Genomic DNA, 15,974 nt, shown 5'->3' on the forward strand with positions numbered 1-15,974 from the left:
GATCCACCCCTGGTAAACCCGCACCACCCGGAGACCGCATGCCCACCGCCAGCAGCCCCGCAACGCTTGTGCGCCGTACTCAAAGCCTGGCGGACGTGGTGGTGGACCACGTCAAGGGGCGCATCGCCACCGAGTCCCTCCGCCCTGGCGACAAGCTGCCGACAGAATCCGCGCTGATGGAAGCGCTGGGCGTGAGCCGCACCGTGGTCCGCGAAGCCATTTCGCGGCTGCAGGCGAAGGGGCTGATCGAAACGCGCCACGGCATTGGCAGCTTCGTGCTGCCGCCGCGCGCTGACAACAGCATCCCGCTGGGCGATGCGTCCACGCTGCACGACATCCTGAGCATGCTGGAACTGCGCGTCGCCATTGAAACGGAATGCGCTGGCCTGGCCGCGCAACGCATCACGCCTGCTGAGATCGATGCCCTGCGCACCGCGCTCGAAGCCATCGAGCAGGATCAGGCCGACGGCAACGACAGCGCCACGTCCGATCTGCAGTTCCACCTGAGCATTGCCCGCGCCACCGGCAACGAGCACTTCGTGGGCGCCCTTGCGCAGCTCGGCAAGACGCTCATCCCCCGCACGCGGATGGGGCTGGCGCAGGTTGGATACTTGAACGCACCGGAACTGCGCGCCACCGTCAACCGGGAGCATCACAGCGTCTTCGAGGCCATTGCGCGCAAAGACCCGGAAGCCGCGCGCGCCGCCATGCGCATGCACCTGTCCAACAGCCGCGAACGGCTGCGCCGCGCGCACGAAGCGGCGGCCAAGCAGACGCCGCAAACCCCGGGCTGAATCCCCGCGTGCAGCGGTCCAGTTGTACGACGTCCCATCAAAAGACGGCAATCCCGTGCAACCAACCATCACCCGTGTTGATAAAGGTTTGCATTTGCGCGTGCTCAGCCACGTAACCTGAGGATGCACCGACCCCTCGTGGGTGCGCTCCGGTCGCGGAAGAGAGAGCCGCGGCCTTCTTGGCCCTGATGCTTGTCCCGAGCATCAGGGCTTTTCTTTGGGCGACGACAACTCGGTGGCGTCCTTCCCTTTCCCACGAAAAAAAAGCCCCGGTGCGCGGGGCTTTTTATTGTGGCGCGACGCAGCTAGCGCCCCCGAACCACCAGATGATGGCCGGCCAGCAGGAGGATTGCGCCGATCACCGAGCCGACAAACCCCGCCGACTGCCCCGGCTCATACCAGCGCAGCAACTGGCCGAAAAAGCTCGCTGTCAGCGCCCCTGCAATGCCCACCATCATGGTGAGCAGAAAACCGCTGAACCCGCGTCCGGGCGTAATCCAGCGCGCGACGAGTCCAGCCAGAAAGCCGATGAGGACGGTCATACAAAGCAGGTGCATGGCGCGCTCCGTAAGAGGATCAACGCGGCAACGCAGAGCGCGTCAGTCGACGGCCACCGGGTCCATCACGCGCTCCAGGCAGAAGCCCTGCCCATAGATCGCGCGCAGGCGCAAACCGTTCTCGGCGCCGAGCAGCAGCTTCTTACGCAGCCGCGAGACGTGCGTATCCAGCGTGCGTGAATACGGGCTCAGCTCTCGGCCCCAGAGCGCCAGTTCAATGTCGGCACGCGAGAGCACGCGCCCCGCGTTGGCAAACAGCAGCAGCGCCAACTCAAACTCGCGCGCGTGCACGGACACCAACGCATCGCGCAGCCGGATGGAGCGGTTCTGCCGGTCAAGCGTGTACGGGCCCAGTTGGATCTCGGAGGCGCGCACCGCCCGGCTGACCGCAAAGCGGCGGATCAGCGCATCGAGCCGTGCGAGCAGTTCAGGTGGACGGATATCGCCCTGGAAGCACAGGTCGGCGCCATGGTTGAGCGCATCGGCCGTTTCGGTATCGGCCTGGCCATCGGCGAGGTAGACAATCGCCATGCCGGGGCCCACGCGATCGCGCACCGTGCGCACCAGGGACAGGCCCGGCATGTCGTGTGCCTGTGTGCCCACCATCAGCAGGTTGATGCCGTGCACGTCGATGGCTTCAAACACCTGGCGGGAGAGAAACAGCGGCACGCATTCGAAGCGCGTGGGCTGCAGCGCGGAGTGGATCGCCTGCTGGCGAGCGAGATGCGTATCGATCAGACCGACTTTCATGGCTCGGTTTCGTGGATGGCTGCGCGCGGTGCAATCAAGCGGTGGCGTGGCGGTCGGGTCGCGAAAGGCTTGCGTTGCCACCCTCGTCGTGCCACACGGAGATATGCCGACCAGCCAGCCAGAGACGCTCGCCCCGCGGCGGATTCCCGTCGCCATGCAGGGCGTGATGCAGCTGCACGCGAACACGCTCGTAATCGCACTCGCTCAGCACATCGGTTGCGGTCTGGCTCAACATACGTGGCGCCTCGGAGGTGTCGTTGCTCGGCTTTTTTCCCAGGTGCCGTCGTCTCTCGACCGGTTGTTCACCGGTGCATGCTGTGCAGGTCGGCACTTGAACTGTAGGGCGCCCTTGCCCCCCGATTGCAAATGATTGCAAACACAAAGTGAAAATGACGCAGTGGGCTTGCCCGCCTGACAGTCATCCGCGCAGGCGTCAGGCGTCGTGGCGATGCGGCCCGCGCGGCAGCCACAGCGTGAAGGTGGAGCCCAGTCCCGGCGTGCTCTGTACGGCAATGCGACCGCCATGCCGATCGACCACCGTCTTCACGAACACAAGGCCGAGTCCGCTGCCCGATGGCGCATTGGGCATACCCTCATGCAGGCGGTGAAACGGCTGGAACAGCCGTGGCTGATCGGCCAGGGCGATGCCGGCACCCTGGTCGGCGACCGCCACCGTGAACATCGTCTCGTCCTGCTCGACCGACACCGTCACCACCGAGCCCGCCGAGCTGAACTTGATGGCGTTGTTGAGCAGGTTCACCAACGCACGCACCAGCAGGCGCGGCTCGCCGCGCACCGGTGCCTCGATATCGGCCACCACGCGCACTTCCACCTGATGCTGATTCGCCAGCGGCCAGACCTCGTCGGCTGCATCGAGCACCAGGCCGACGAGATCCACATCCACCAGCTTCAATGCCTGCGATTCCGCGCGCGCCATGTCGATAAAGGCATCCGCCAGTTCCAGCGTACGCGAAGACAACTGACCGATGCGCGAGAGCAGCACCTCGCGATCCAGCGCGCGCGAGGCATCGCGCTGCAGCTCGATCAACGCGAGGATGGCGCTCTGCGGCGAGCGCATGTCGTGCGAGATGAAGCGCAGCGCCTCTTCGCGGTGGCGTTCCGCCCGGCGCACCGGCGTGATGTCGGCAAAGCTCACGATGATGTCGATGGGGCGACCTGCGTCGTCACGCAACGCAGCGGCGTACATCAGCAATGAGCGGCCGTCGTGCGTTTGCAGTTCCGCGGGCTCGAGCCCCCTCGGGTCGGTCAGCCAGCGCGCCCAATAGTGCTCGCCCGGCGTGGGGTCGGGAAACGCGCACGTCAGCAAGGTCGGCAGGTCGTGCAGCGTGGCGGCACGGGTCTGCCCCGGCGGCGCCAACTGACGGGCCAGGTCGGCACTGCGGCCGTTCGCGAGGCGGATCGTGCCATCGTGGGTACAGATGACCGTGGCGTCGGGCAGGCTTTCCAGCGCATCGGCCAGGAAGCGGCGCAGGCCACGCAGCTTGTCGGTGAGCGAAGCGACGGCGTCCATGTGCGCGCCCAGCGTGCGGCCGGTGCGGGCCAGTGGGGTGGCGTCTGGCAGCAGGCCCGGCTCGCGTGTCAGACGCTGCATCTCGTCACGCAGAAAGCGCAGTGCCGCCTCCTGCTGACGCCAGCTCCAGAGCGGATACAGCACCAGCGGCCCCACCAGCGCCGCAAACGGCGGCAACCAGCGATTGGCAAACACCAGCGTGCCGATCGCACCCAATAGCAACACCGCAGCCCCTGCCAGCGATACAGCGAGCGCCATGCGCGGGGTGAGCCACCGCACCGCGCACGCGGTCATCAGCAAGGGCAGCAGCGTCATCGCCCAGAACACGCCGGCCGGCACCGGCAGGATGGCGCTACCGTCGAGCACCGTCTGCGTGGCGTTGGCCAGCACCTCCACGCCGCTCATCGTGCGCGACGACGGTGTCGCAAAAATATCCGATACGCCCGAGGCCGTTGCCCCGATCAGCACCAGCTTGCCGGCAAAGGCATCTGACGCCACGCGGCCATTGAGCACATCCAACGCGGGTACATGCCGGTACGTGCCCGCCGGCCCTGCAAAGTTGAGGCGAACCGGGGCCTGCCGTGTCCAACCGCCGGCATCGGTTTCGGCGTCGAGCAACGCCGGCACGGAAGCCGGTGGACGCGGCGCCTGCCGTGCGAGCTGCACCGCAAGATGGTCGAGCACATGCGCGCGCGGCCCTTCGGCGAGATACACCCCGCGCACCACGCTGTCCGCATCGGGTGCGGCATTGATATGCGCAACGGTGGCGTTGATCCCAAGGAACGGATAGTGGTACACGCGCCCCTGCTCCGTGCGCTCGGGCAACGCGGGCAGGATGACATGCCCCGCCTGCGTGATCGCGGCCGTCAATGCGCGATCGCCTTCGGGGTGCGCGAGATCCGGCTCGATCAGCAGAATGTCGACGCCAATGGCGCGCGGCCGCGCCTGGCCCACGCGTGCGATCAGGTCTGCCAGGCGGCTGCGCGGCCACGGCCAGCGCCCCACCGCGTCGAGGCTCTGATCATCAATCGCAACGATGACGATGTCGTCCCGCGGTGCGTGCCCGTGCAGCGTGATCACCGTGTCGTACAACGCCGCATCGAGCCGCGTGACCAAGCTCCAGTGCACCGCCCCCACCGTGAGCAACGCAGCCACCGCCACCAGCACGACCCACTCCACCAGCGAGCGCAGCCCAAGGCGTCGCACGGCTGGCACGGCGGGCGCGTGTTCAGTCATTGAGCAGGAGATTGCCGCCACCGCTCTGCACGGGGCTGTGCCTGGAGTCGCCGACGAAGGCGCCAACGTCGATGCGTTGCGGCTTGGCATAGACCACCGATGGCGCATCGCCCAGATCCACGCCCGTTCGGATGTAGTACACACCAGCCGGCGGCTGCGCAATGGCGGCCTCGGTGCCTTCGCTCACAATATCGGCGATGGGCGTGGCGAATGTCGGCTCACTGGCCAGCTGCACGCGCGTGCGCGCACCAGATGCCGCCAGCTCAGGTGCCAACGCAGACCAGTGGGCGTGCAGCTTGCCGTCATTGCCGGCATCGACCCCGGCCGTCGGCACGGCATCCGGCGGGATGTCCAGCACACGGAAGCGCAGCGCATCGCTCCACGGGCCGGTCTTGCCATCGGCGGCCACCGAGCGCACGCGCCACCACCATGTGCCGGTATCCAGCGGCTTGCTCACCCGCACATCCTGGCCATGCTGCCGCACAACCGGCGATGCAAACGTCTGCGCGCCGGCGATTTCCATGTCGTAGCTCCTAGCATCGGACACGACGGCCCATGCGAATGCCACTTCGCCGCTACGGTAGGTCTTGCCGTTGGCAGGCTGGATCGTGTAAGGCGCCTCCGGATGCAGGCGCACGGTAAACGGCCGCGTGGCGGACTTGCTGGTCAGCCCAAGCGCATCGATGCTCTGTACGACCAGCGTGTAGTCGCCATCCTCATCGCCACACAGGTTGGCACCGGGCGTCTTGGCGGACTGATAGGCACTGAGTTCGGTCAACGCGGCATCGCGCGCCACGGCGGCGCGATATCCGACCGCCCCCTTGACCGGTTGCCACGTCGCGCGAAAGCACGGCGTCTGCACCAGCTCGGGAATCGCATCCAGCCGAGGAGCCGCAGGCAGCGTCGCGCGCTTCAGCCGCCCGCCCGACGCCTGCACGCCAAACCCCGCTTTGATGGCCTGCGACTGGCGCCCCGCCTTCGCGGCCACCTCGCCTTCCAGCACGGAACTTGTCGACGCGGAGTCGCTCGCCTGCACGCGGAAACGCGTGCCACGCACGCCCGTTACCAGTGCCGGCGTAGAGATTTCGTAGCGGCCCACGCCCGTCTTCTTTGGCGAGACGCTCGATTCGGTTTCACCTTGCTTGACCTGCACGCGCACGTCGATCAGCCCGGCACGCGCAAATGCCCGCACGCGCGACAGCGCCACGCGGCTGCCAGGCGGCACCGTCACACGCGTACCGTCATCGAAGGCCAGCGTGACGGCACCCTTGTCGCCCGTATCAATCTGCGCGTCTTCCGCGAGCTTCATGCCGGCTTGCAGCGGCTTGCCCTCGGTGATCGCATCGCGCGCAAACACCACGTGCGCCGTAGCGGGCACCACCGGAATGCGATCGAACGGAATGCGCAGCAGCAAACCCGGCTGCAACCGGTACGGATTGGCCACGCGGTTGCGCTGCTGCAGCAGGCGCCAGCCTTCCACACCATCCATGTAGCGGTCTGCCAGGCTGATCAACGTGTCGCCCTGTTGCACGCGGTAGAGGAAATCCGTGCCGTCGGCGCCGGAAGGCTGTGCCATGGCGCACTGCCACGCACCGCCAAAAACAATGAACGCGCCGACAAACGCGGCGCGTCCAATCGAACCACTCCAAATTGCGTCAGCTTGCTTCGCCATCTTCTTGCGTGGTTTCCAGCCGATAGCCATGCGAATACACCGAGACCAGTCGCACGCCATTCTTCTGATTGAGATCGAGTTTGAGTCGCAGCTTGGAGATATGCGTGGCCAGCGTGCGCGAATCAGGGCCGATGCTGCGCCCCCAAACCGCCTGCTCAATGAGCTCGCGCGGCACCAGCTTGCCGACATTGCGAAACAGGTAGAGCCCAAGGTCAAACTCGCGCGGCGACAGCTCGACCTGGGAGCCGTTGAGTGTGAGTACACGGCCCACTGGGTCCACCGCATACGGGCCCACGCGAATACGCTCCAGCGATTCGCTCGTGCGCGGGGCTGCGCGTCGCAGCAGCGCACCCACGCGCGCTACCAGTTCGGCGCGGCGTACTGGTTTGATGACGTAATCGTCTGCACCGGCGGCCAGCCCGCGCACCACGTCGTCTTCAAGCGAACGATTGGTCAGGAACAGCACCGGCAGCGCGGGGCCAACCGTTTGCCGCACCCAGCTTACAAGCTGGATACCGCTGATATCGGGCAACTGCCAATCGAGCAGCAGCAGATCGAACGTGCGATCCCGCAGTGCCTTGACGAAGGCATCGCCGTTACTGAAACACTCGCATTCGTATCCGGACGAAACCAGGATCTCGCGAATCAACTCCGACTGCGCCTGGTTGTCTTCTACCGAGGCAATTCGTATCGCCATCTGGACTGCCCTTTCCCCGTACCGGGGCCGGCCATCGCTACGCGGGATGCCGGCTCACTCCCTTGTCGTTGTGATCGGGGTCCCGGACCGGCGCATCGTGTTCGATCCGCCAGTCACCTCCGGCGCGGCTCCAACCTCCCGCGCAAGACCTTACCTACGCCCAGCCAGCGCGTTTCGCATGCTGACTTGAGCACAACTCATCCTAAAAGGCCGCTCTTGTCATATTGCAAACAATTGTGAAAACCTAAGCGCGGAGCCGGGTTTTTATGGCGTTCTATCATTTTTCATCGCGCCATTACAAGACACACGCGTTTGAAAAGTATAGGAACCGGTCGACTGGATAGCAGGTGTACCGGCTATACGCTGCCCTGGATTCAGCCGCTTGGGCGCCCCGTCACCGGCATGGGACATCAGCACGCGAGCACCAGGATCGGAAACGGATATCGCGCGCCAACGAAAAAGCCCCGAACGAATCGGGGCTTTTTTCTTGACGTTCTGGAGGCGGAGGCCGGAATCGAACCGGCGTACACGGCTTTGCAGGCCGCTGCATAACCACTTTGCTACCCCGCCAGGGGTTCAGCACCGCATTGTAGCAATTCGTAGCGAACCGCGTCTGTGCCGTGCCGATAAAGAAAAAGGGAAGCATGGCTTCCCTTCGGGATTGGAGCGGGAAACGAGGCTCGAACTCGCGACCTCAACCTTGGCAAGGTTGCGCTCTACCAACTGAGCTATTCCCGCGTAACCGGTTATGCCGCCGCGCCAACACTCCAACACGGCCACACATTTCAAACTGGAGCGGGAAACGAGGCTCGAACTCGCGACCTCAACCTTGGCAAGGTTGCGCTCTACCAACTGAGCTATTCCCGCATTTTGGCTACCAGCACTGCCGTACAACCTTTGTGCTGCCAGACCGTTTCGTCACATCGCTGCAACGAGAACGAGATTATGGCAAAAAAGAATCTGGCTCGTCAACACCTTTGCGCAAGAAGTTTTTAGAGGCTCACTTTGCGCGCTCGCGAATCTGCGGCCACGCGAGCTTCATGTAGTACGCCATCGACCACAGCGTGAGCACCGCCGCCACGTAGATCAGCCACGTGCCCCACACCTGCGCGTCGATCACGCCGAGCAGCCTGTCTTGAAATAGCAGCAGCGGAATCGCGATCATCTGGAAGGTCGTCTTCAGCTTGCCGAGGAAGTTGACGGCCACGCTCTTGGACGCGCCGATCTGCGCCATCCACTCGCGCAGGGCGGAGATGGTGATCTCGCGGCCAATGATGACGAGCGCGATGACGTCCGACACGCGACCCAACGCCAGCAGCACCAGCAACGCGGCCGCCACCATCAGCTTGTCTGCCACCGGATCGAGGAACGCGCCGAAGGCCGAGGTCTGGTTCCACCGGCGCGCGAGGAAGCCGTCAAACCAATCGGTCAGGCTCGCAACGATGAAGAACACCGCGGCCGTCAGGTTCTTGGCGGGCAGCGCCATCCAGGTGTCCGGCACGTAGAACACGCCCACCACCAGCGGGATCATGGCCACACGCAGCCAGGTCAGGAGGATCGGGAAGTTGAAAGGCATGGCAAATCGGGAGGACGACTGCCGCGAGAGCCCCAGCCCGCGCGGCAAGATGCGGCATTGTCGCCGATCAGTGCAGCTGGCGGTAGATTTCTTCGGCCAGGGTCTGAGAGATGCCCTCCACCGTGGCCAGCTCATCGACGCTCGCAGCCATCACGCCGCGCAGCCCGCCGAAGCGCGCCAGCAGCCGCTGCCGGCGCTTGGCACCGATGCCCTCGATCTCTTCCAGACGCGAGGTGTTGCGGGTCTTGGCCCGCTTGGCGCGCATGCCGGTGATGGCGAAACGATGCGCTTCATCGCGGATCTGCGCGACGAGCATCAGCGCGGCGCTGCCCTGCCCCAACTCCAGCGAAGGACGGCCATCGGCAAAGACGAGCGTCTCCAGGCCGACCTTGCGACCCTCGCCTTTGGCCACGCCAACGAGCAGGCCGATGTCGAGTCCGAGTTCTTCAAACACCTGGCGCGCGACCTCCACCTGGCCCTTGCCACCGTCGATCAGCACGATGGTGGGCATGTTGGGCGTGTCTTCGCCGGCCTGCTCGACGATCTTCTGATAACGACGCGTAAGCACCTGGCGCATGGCCGCGTAGTCGTCGCCGGGGGTGATGTCCTGGATGTTGTAGCGGCGGTATTCGCCGTTCTGCATGGCGTGGCCGTGGAAGACCACGCATGAAGCTTGGGTGGCCTCGCCGGCGGTGTGGCTGATGTCGAAGCATTCGACGCGCAATGCGGCGAGGTCTTCGAGGTCGATGCCGATGGTCTCAGCCAGCGCGCGCGTGCGGGCTTGCTGGCTGCCTTGTTCGGAGAGCCTGCGCATGAGCGACAGCTCGGCGCCCTTCTCGGCCATCTCCAGCCAGGCGCGGCGCCCGCCCTGCGGTTGACGCACGACGGACACGCGGCGCCCGGCTTGTTCGGCCAGCGCGTCAATCAACTCCGTGGCGTGAATGGGGTGGCTGACCACCAGCACCGGTGGCACGAACTGATCAAGATAGTGCTGCGCGACGAAGGCCTCAAGGATGTCGCTGGCCATGCGTTCGGCATCGCGTGGCGATTCCGTTGCCGCCTCGGCATCAGCCTCGACGTCCACGCCGACAATGGCGGCGCCCTCTTCCACATGCGTGGGGAAGTACGCCTTGTCGCCCAGATGCCGGCCGCCGCGCACCATCGCCAGGTTCACGCAAGCGTGGCCGCCCTTGATGGCCACGGCCAGGATGTCGATGTCGCTGGCGTTGCCGACCTCTTCCACCGACTGCTGCTTGAGCACCGTCGACAGCGCGCCGATCTGGTCACGCACGATCGCGGCCTGCTCGAACTGCAGCGCCTCGGAATAGCGCTGCATCTTGTCCTGCAGCGTCTGCATGACTTCGTCCTGGCGGCCCAGCAGGAACCCCGCGGCGTTGGCGACGTCGCGGGCGTAGTCCTCCGCGCTGATCGCCTGCACGCACGGGCCGCTGCAGCGATGGATCTGGTGCAGCAGGCAAGGGCGCGTACGGTTGTTGAAGACGGTGTCTTCACATGTGCGCAGCTGGAACACCTTCTGCAGGATCTGCATGCTCTCGCGCACCGCATGCGCACTCGGGAACGGGCCGAAGTACTGATGCTTGCGGTCCGTCGCGCCGCGGTAGTACGCCATGCGCGGATACGCATGCTGCGTGAGCTTGAGATACGGATACGACTTGTCGTCGCGGAAAAGGATGTTGTAGCGCGGGGCCAGCGCCTTGATGAGGTTGTTCTCCAGCAGCAGCGCCTCGGCCTCGCTGCGCACGACGGTGGTGTCGATGCGCGCGATCTTCGCCACCATCATTGCAATGCGCGGCGACAGCAGCGTTTTGTTGAAGTAGCTGGAGACGCGCTTCTTCAGGTCACGCGCCTTTCCCACGTAGAGCACGTTGCCTTGCACATCGAAATAGCGGTACACGCCCGGCAGGTTCGGCAAGCGGGCGATGTGCGCTTTCGCATCGAATTCCGGCGGGCTGGACTCGGCGCGCTCGGGCGTCTTGGGGAGATCGGGTTGCGTGGGGTCGGACGACATGGCGTTCGCAGGATCAGAGGCCGCCAGTGTAGAACAAGCTGCCGACTACAATGTCGGCCCATTGCCTCCTCCGCTTTGCCGCATGCGCACCATCACGTCCTGGGATCTCTTCTGCCGCGTCGTCGACAACTATGGCGATATCGGCGTGTGCTGGCGCCTGGCTCGGCAGCTCGTGCAGGAACACGGGCATACCGTGCGGCTCTGGGTGGACGATCTCCGCTCGTTCGAAAAACTCTGCCCCTCCGTTGATGTGACCGCTCAAGCCCAGCGCGTATCTGGCGTCGACATCCGCCACTGGGGCGACGACGCCCAGGTGGCTACCCTGCTTGCCGCCGACACGCACCCCACGCTGCATGACGTGGTGGTTGGCGCCTTTGCATGCCCGACCCCCGAACCGGTGCTGGCGCTCATGGCCGAGCAAGCCACGCACGGCACGGCGCCGGTCTGGATCAATCTGGAGTACCTGAGCGCAGAGAACTGGGTGGCCGAGCACCACGCGATGCAGTCGCCACATCCGCGCTTGCCGCTGGTCAAGCATTTCTTCTTCCCGGGCTTCGCCCGCAACACGGGTGGCGTACTGCGCGAATCGCACCTCGGCGCCCAGCGCGCAGCGTTCGAGGCCGGCCCCGCGGCCCACCAGGCGTTGTGGCACCGTCTCCGGGTGGACGACTTGATGCGCGCGCAACCTGACGCCCTGCGCGTGAGCCTGTTCGCCTATGCCAACCCGGCACTGCCCACGCTCGTCGCCCAATGGGAAGCCAGCCCCCAGCCCGTCATCTGCCTAGTGCCCGAAGGTTTAGCGGCCACGCAGATCGCCGAGCTACTGGGCGACGTCGGCGCCGCAAGAATCGGTGCCCGCTGGACGCGCGGCAACCTGACCGTCGCCGTCGTGCCGTTCGTCCCCCAGGAGCACTACGATCCACTCCTGTGGGCGTGCGACATCAACTTCGTCCGCGGTGAAGACTCATTCGTCCGCGCCCAATGGGCATTGCGGCCGTTTATCTGGCACATCTACCCGCAAAGCGACGATGTGCACCTCATCAAGCTGGACGCCTTTCTGGCCCGCTACACGGCCGCCCTGCCGCAAGCCGACGCCGATACGCTTACCGCTTTTTGGCACGCCTGGAACGGCGCACCCGCCTCGCTCAACTGGCCGGCTCTTGTGGCCGCCATCCCGCGCCTGCGCATACGCGCCGTCACATGGGAACAAGGCTTGATGCAGTTGGGCGATCTCGCCGCGAATTTGGTGGCATTTTGCGAAAAACAGGTAAAATAGCGGGCTGATCTCTGTATGCGGCCCCGGCTTTGACCTGGTTCGCGCGACCCGAGGGTATCGCGCGGTGCTTCGTTGCTTGGCGCGCATCGAACCCTCTTACTCTCAGGAACTGTGAAATGGCTTTGAAAATCGCGCAAGAACTCCGCGCTGGCAACGTGTTCATGATCGGCAACGACGCCATGGTCGTGCTCAAGACCGAGTACAGCCGCTCGGGCCGTTCGGGCGCCGTGGTCAAGATGAAGTACAAGAACCTGCTGACGGGCGCAGGCGGCGAGTCGGTGTTTAACGCCGACGACAAGATGGACCAGGTCATCCTGGACAAGAAGGAAGCCGACTTCTCGTACTTCGACGGCACGATGTACGTGTTCATGGACCCGGTCACCTTCGATCAGTACAACGTCGAGCCGGCAGCCATGGGCAACGCGCTGAACTACCTGCAAGACGGCATGAAGGTCGAAGTGACCTTCTACAACGAGAACGCCATCTCGGTGGAACTGCCGACCACGGTCGTGCGCGAAATCATCTACACGGAACCGGCCGTCAAGGGCGACACCTCGGGCAAGGTCCTGAAGCCCGCCCAGATCAACGACAACTCCGATTTCGTGATCCAAGTGCCGCTGTTCTGCAACACCGGCGACAAGATCGAAATCGACACGCGTACCGACGAGTACCGCAGCCGCGCCAAGTAAGCTGGCGCCGCACCCACAAAAAAGGCAGCTTCGCGCTGCCTTTTTTGTTGCCTGAAGTGTGTGCTTTACGCGATCAGCCTGGCCTCACGCAGCGTGCGCAGCGCCTGGCGATATGCCGATTGCTGCTGCAGCTTTGTCCAGTCCTTCGAGGCCCGGCCGCCAAACAAGCGCCGCACACGCCGCTGCGACGCCTTGCTCATCGGCACATCCAGCTCGCCGAGCAACTGGTCGGCCTTCTCGGGCGCATTGCAGATCAGCACCATGTCGCAGCCGGCGGTGAGCGCCGCACGCGCGCCATCGACCACCGTGCCGGCAACGCTTGCGCCTTCCATGCTCAGGTCGTCGCTGAAGATCACGCCGTCGAAGTTGAAATGCGCGCGCAGCATGTCCTGCAGCCAGAAGCGCGAGAAACCCGCCGGGTTCGGGTCCACCGCCGGGTAAATGACGTGCGCCGGCATCACCGACTGCAGGCCGATGCCCATCCAGCCGTAGGGCTGCGCGTCGTCAGCGAGGATCGCTTCCAGCGGGCGCTCATCCACCGGCACAGCGATGTGCGAGTCGGCCTGAACAAAACCATGACCAGGGAAATGCTTGCCGCAGTTGGCCATGCCGGCCAGCCGCAGGCCGAGCGTCAGGTGGTTGGCGAGCATCGTCACCACGCGCGGATCGCGGTGGAATGCGCGATCGCCGATCACGCTGCTCGTGCCGTAGTCCAGATCGAGCACGGGCGTGAAGCTGAGATCGATGTCGCATGCGCGCAGTTCGGCGGCCAGCACATAGCCGCAAGCCGTGGCGGCGCGCGTGGCGGCCAGCACGTCGGTATCCCACAACTTGCCCAGTGCGCCCATAGCCGGCAGATGCGTGAAACCATCGGTCTTGGCACGCTGCACACGACCGCCTTCATGGTCGATGCAGATCAGCACGTCGTCGCGCACCGCGCGAATGGCCTGCGTCAGCGCCGTCAACTGCGCTCGCGATTCAAAGTTGCGCGCAAACAGGATCACGCCGCCCGTCAGCGGATGGGCAATGCGGCGGATGTCATCCGGACCGAGTTCGAGACCGGCAACGTCGAGGACGATCGGGCCGGGGCGCTTCTGCTTCTTGGCTTGAGTCATGCGGAGGGTTTCGTTTGCAACTCGGCGACGGCAAAGGCGACTGCGTAATCGCGCTCGTCCGTCACACTGATCTGAATATGAAGGCCGTGCTGCGCGATCCAGTCGGCCAGTTCACCGCTATAGCGCACCACCGGCTGGCCGGAAGGCAGGTTGAGCGTCTGCACCGCACGCCACGTCATCGGCCAGCGCATGCCCAGGCCGATGGCCTTGGATACGGCTTCCTTGGCGGCAAAGCGCGTAGCGAGAAACGCCAGGCCGCGCCGCTCGGAGCGCGCCTTGCGGGCATGGTAGACACGCAGCTCGTCGGCCCCAAGCACCTTTTCGGCGAAGCGGCCGTTGGTCCGCTGCATCACGCCTTCGACGCGCTCGATCTGGATGATGTCGGTACCGATGCCGTAGATGGCACCGGACACCGAGGCAGCTGCGGCCGGCGCGCTCATACCGGCACGCCGGGGTGCGCGGCGGCGGGCGTCGTGGACGACAGCCGCGCTGCGACCATGATCGCCTTCATCTCGCGCACGGCGTTCTGCCAGCCGGCAAACACGGCATGCGCGACCACGGCGTGGCCGATGTTCAACTCATGGATACCGGCGATCGCTGCAATCGGCTGCACGTTCGTGTAGTGCAGACCGTGTCCGGCATTCACGCGCACGCCCCAGCGGATGCCCTCTTCCACGGCGGTTTCGATGCGCACGAGTTCGGCTTTCAATTCGGCATCATCGGTGGCTTCGGCATAGCGGCCGGTGTGCAGTTCGATGACGGGTGCGCCCGCGGCGGCGGCGGCCTCGATCTGCGCCGCATCCGGATCGATGAACAGCGACACGCGAATGCCCGCATCGGCCAGTTGCTTGCAAGCCGCCTGCACCTTGGCAAAGCCGCCCACCACATCCAGACCGCCCTCGGTGGTGACTTCCTGGCGGCGCTCCGGCACGAGGCAGACGTCCTGCGGGCCGATGTCGCACGCGATGTCGAGCATCTCCTGCGTGACCGCGCATTCGAGGTTCATGCGCGTACGCAGTTGCGGGCGCAGTGCGCGCACGTCGGCGTCCTTGATGTGGCGGCGGTCTTCGCGCAAATGCAGCGTGATGAGATCGGCGCCAGCCTCTTCGGCCAGCAGCGCCGCGGCGATCGGGTCCGGGTAGGTGGTGCCGCGCGCGTTGCGCAGCGTGGCGACATGGTCGATGTTGATGCCCAGGTCGATGACCCCCGGCGAGGCATGAAAGATCATAGTTTCTGCAAGTCGATGAGGATCTGGCGCGTCGAAAGCGGCGTGCCATGCAAATGATAATGCAGCAGGAAACGCATCAGGCTGCGGCTCTGCTGAGCGGTCGTGGGGCGCGAGGCGTAATCGTCGCGTTCCATGTCGAGCAGCGTCTGGCCGCTCAGCACGGGCCAGGACGACGGATCGCTCGGCAGCGTGCGTCGGATGCCGCGTTCCGGGTGATAGACGTACTCGCCATCGGCTTGCACCGGCTCGCCATCAATGCAGCGGTCGAGCTGGGCAGCGAAGCCTGTCTCACGCAACAGCACGCGCTCAAACGCGCGCAGCGTGAAGGCCGCAGGCTCTCCATGCGCCAGCTTGTTGAGCGTTTCGACGTAGTGCGCAAACAGCACCGGATGCCCGTCTTCGCGGGCGACGAATTTGACGAGCAGTTCGTTCAGATAGAAACCGGAAAGCAGCCCTTCTCCGCCCAGCGGCAGCATGCCGCCCACCCACTCGGCACGCGTGAGCGTGCGCACGTCACCGCGCCCACTCCAGGAGACTGACAACGGTTGAAACGTCTGCAGCACCGCGCGCAACGCCGAATGGGGTCGCTTGGCGCCCTTGGCAACCAGCGCCATGCGCCCATAGTCGGGCGTGAAGACGTCGATGATGAGGCTGGTTTCGCGGTACGGATAGCTGTGCAGCACAAAGGCCGGCTGTGCCGCAACCCGCGTCTCCGAACGTCCGGCGGGAAAACCCTTGCGCGGCGCGGCGCCGGCAACGCCTTCCTCGGCCAGCCATTCCGCCGCCTCGTCCGGAATCGGATCGGATCGTCCCGCCATCGAGCG

15 protein-coding genes and 3 tRNA genes are annotated in these 15,974 nt (G+C 65.1%); 3 read left to right on the top strand and 15 right to left on the bottom strand.

What is annotated here, in order from left to right:
- Positions 1–38: 38 nt before the first annotated feature.
- Positions 39–794 (top strand): FadR/GntR family transcriptional regulator, encoded by a 756-nt coding sequence (locus NG900_RS08005; protein ID WP_252678912.1) that lies wholly within the window; start codon positions 39–41, stop codon positions 792–794.
- A 305-nt stretch (positions 795–1,099) separates the two neighbouring features.
- On the opposite strand, the gene NG900_RS08010 is transcribed toward NG900_RS08005, so the two are convergent.
- From NG900_RS08010 to uvrC, 11 genes are all read right to left on the bottom strand, one after another.
- Positions 1,100–1,351, bottom strand: a complete 252-nt coding sequence (locus NG900_RS08010; RefSeq protein ID WP_252678913.1) for a GlsB/YeaQ/YmgE family stress response membrane protein — start codon at positions 1,349–1,351, stop codon at positions 1,100–1,102.
- 42 nt (positions 1,352–1,393) lie between these two features.
- On the bottom strand, positions 1,394–2,101 hold the full coding sequence (locus tag NG900_RS08015) for a response regulator transcription factor (RefSeq protein WP_252678920.1): 708 nt from the start codon (positions 2,099–2,101) through the stop codon (positions 1,394–1,396).
- A 34-nt stretch (positions 2,102–2,135) separates the two neighbouring features.
- Positions 2,136–2,336 carry a hypothetical protein gene (locus NG900_RS08020; RefSeq protein WP_252678922.1) on the bottom strand — a complete coding sequence of 67 codons (201 nt, stop codon included), beginning with the start codon at positions 2,334–2,336 and terminating at the stop codon, positions 2,136–2,138.
- A gap of 198 nt (positions 2,337–2,534) precedes the next feature.
- On the bottom strand, positions 2,535–4,868 hold the full coding sequence (locus tag NG900_RS08025; RefSeq protein WP_252678924.1) for a CHASE2 domain-containing protein: 2,334 nt from the start codon (positions 4,866–4,868) through the stop codon (positions 2,535–2,537).
- A complete protein-coding gene (locus tag NG900_RS08030; RefSeq protein ID WP_252678926.1) occupies positions 4,861–6,540 on the bottom strand; it encodes a FecR domain-containing protein in 1,680 nt (559 codons plus the stop codon). The genes NG900_RS08025 and NG900_RS08030 overlap by 8 nt, the downstream gene beginning before the upstream one ends.
- Positions 6,524–7,237 (bottom strand): response regulator transcription factor, encoded by a 714-nt coding sequence (locus tag NG900_RS08035; protein ID WP_252678928.1) that lies wholly within the window; start codon positions 7,235–7,237, stop codon positions 6,524–6,526. Before NG900_RS08035 ends, NG900_RS08030 begins: the two co-directional genes overlap by 17 nt.
- 496 nt (positions 7,238–7,733) lie before the next feature.
- Positions 7,734–7,807: transfer RNA gene (locus NG900_RS08040), tRNA-Cys, on the bottom strand.
- A 92-nt stretch (positions 7,808–7,899) separates the two neighbouring features.
- Positions 7,900–7,975: transfer RNA gene (locus tag NG900_RS08045), tRNA-Gly, on the bottom strand.
- 53 nt (positions 7,976–8,028) lie between these two features.
- Positions 8,029–8,104 (bottom strand) — tRNA-Gly (locus tag NG900_RS08050).
- Positions 8,105–8,237: 133 nt separating this feature from the next.
- Entirely contained in the window at positions 8,238–8,813 is a 576-nt protein-coding gene (pgsA, locus tag NG900_RS08055) for a CDP-diacylglycerol--glycerol-3-phosphate 3-phosphatidyltransferase (RefSeq protein ID WP_252678930.1), read from the bottom strand.
- Between the two features lie 67 nt (positions 8,814–8,880).
- A complete protein-coding gene (gene uvrC, locus NG900_RS08060) occupies positions 8,881–10,842 on the bottom strand; it encodes an excinuclease ABC subunit UvrC (protein WP_252678932.1) in 1,962 nt (653 codons plus the stop codon).
- An 82-nt stretch (positions 10,843–10,924) separates the two neighbouring features.
- Between uvrC and earP the strand changes: the two genes are divergently transcribed.
- A complete protein-coding gene (gene earP / locus NG900_RS08065) occupies positions 10,925–12,118 on the top strand; it encodes an elongation factor P maturation arginine rhamnosyltransferase EarP (protein WP_252679825.1) in 1,194 nt (397 codons plus the stop codon).
- 122 nt (positions 12,119–12,240) lie between these two features.
- Entirely contained in the window at positions 12,241–12,807 is a 567-nt protein-coding gene (gene efp, locus NG900_RS08070) for an elongation factor P (RefSeq protein ID WP_252679827.1), read from the top strand.
- A gap of 65 nt (positions 12,808–12,872) precedes the next feature.
- On the opposite strand, the gene nagZ is transcribed toward efp, so the two are convergent.
- Genes nagZ through recO form a run of 4 tightly spaced genes read right to left on the bottom strand, consistent with a single transcriptional unit; the run spans position 12,873 to position 15,968 of the window.
- Complete coding sequence (gene nagZ, locus NG900_RS08075) at positions 12,873–13,922, bottom strand: beta-N-acetylhexosaminidase (protein ID WP_252678934.1); 1,050 nt, start codon at positions 13,920–13,922, stop codon at positions 12,873–12,875.
- Positions 13,919–14,362 carry a holo-ACP synthase gene (gene acpS, locus NG900_RS08080; protein ID WP_252678936.1) on the bottom strand — a complete coding sequence of 148 codons (444 nt, stop codon included), beginning with the start codon at positions 14,360–14,362 and terminating at the stop codon, positions 13,919–13,921. The genes nagZ and acpS overlap by 4 nt, the downstream gene beginning before the upstream one ends.
- Entirely contained in the window at positions 14,359–15,150 is a 792-nt protein-coding gene (gene pdxJ / locus NG900_RS08085) for a pyridoxine 5'-phosphate synthase (protein WP_252678938.1), read from the bottom strand. The genes acpS and pdxJ overlap by 4 nt, the downstream gene beginning before the upstream one ends.
- Entirely contained in the window at positions 15,147–15,968 is an 822-nt protein-coding gene (gene recO, locus NG900_RS08090) for a DNA repair protein RecO (RefSeq protein WP_252678940.1), read from the bottom strand. Before recO ends, pdxJ begins: the two co-directional genes overlap by 4 nt.
- Positions 15,969–15,974 lie beyond the last annotated feature (6 nt).

This window comes from Ralstonia soli, assembly GCF_023955655.1.
Classification (GTDB): Bacteria; Pseudomonadota; Gammaproteobacteria; order Burkholderiales; family Burkholderiaceae; genus Ralstonia; species Ralstonia soli.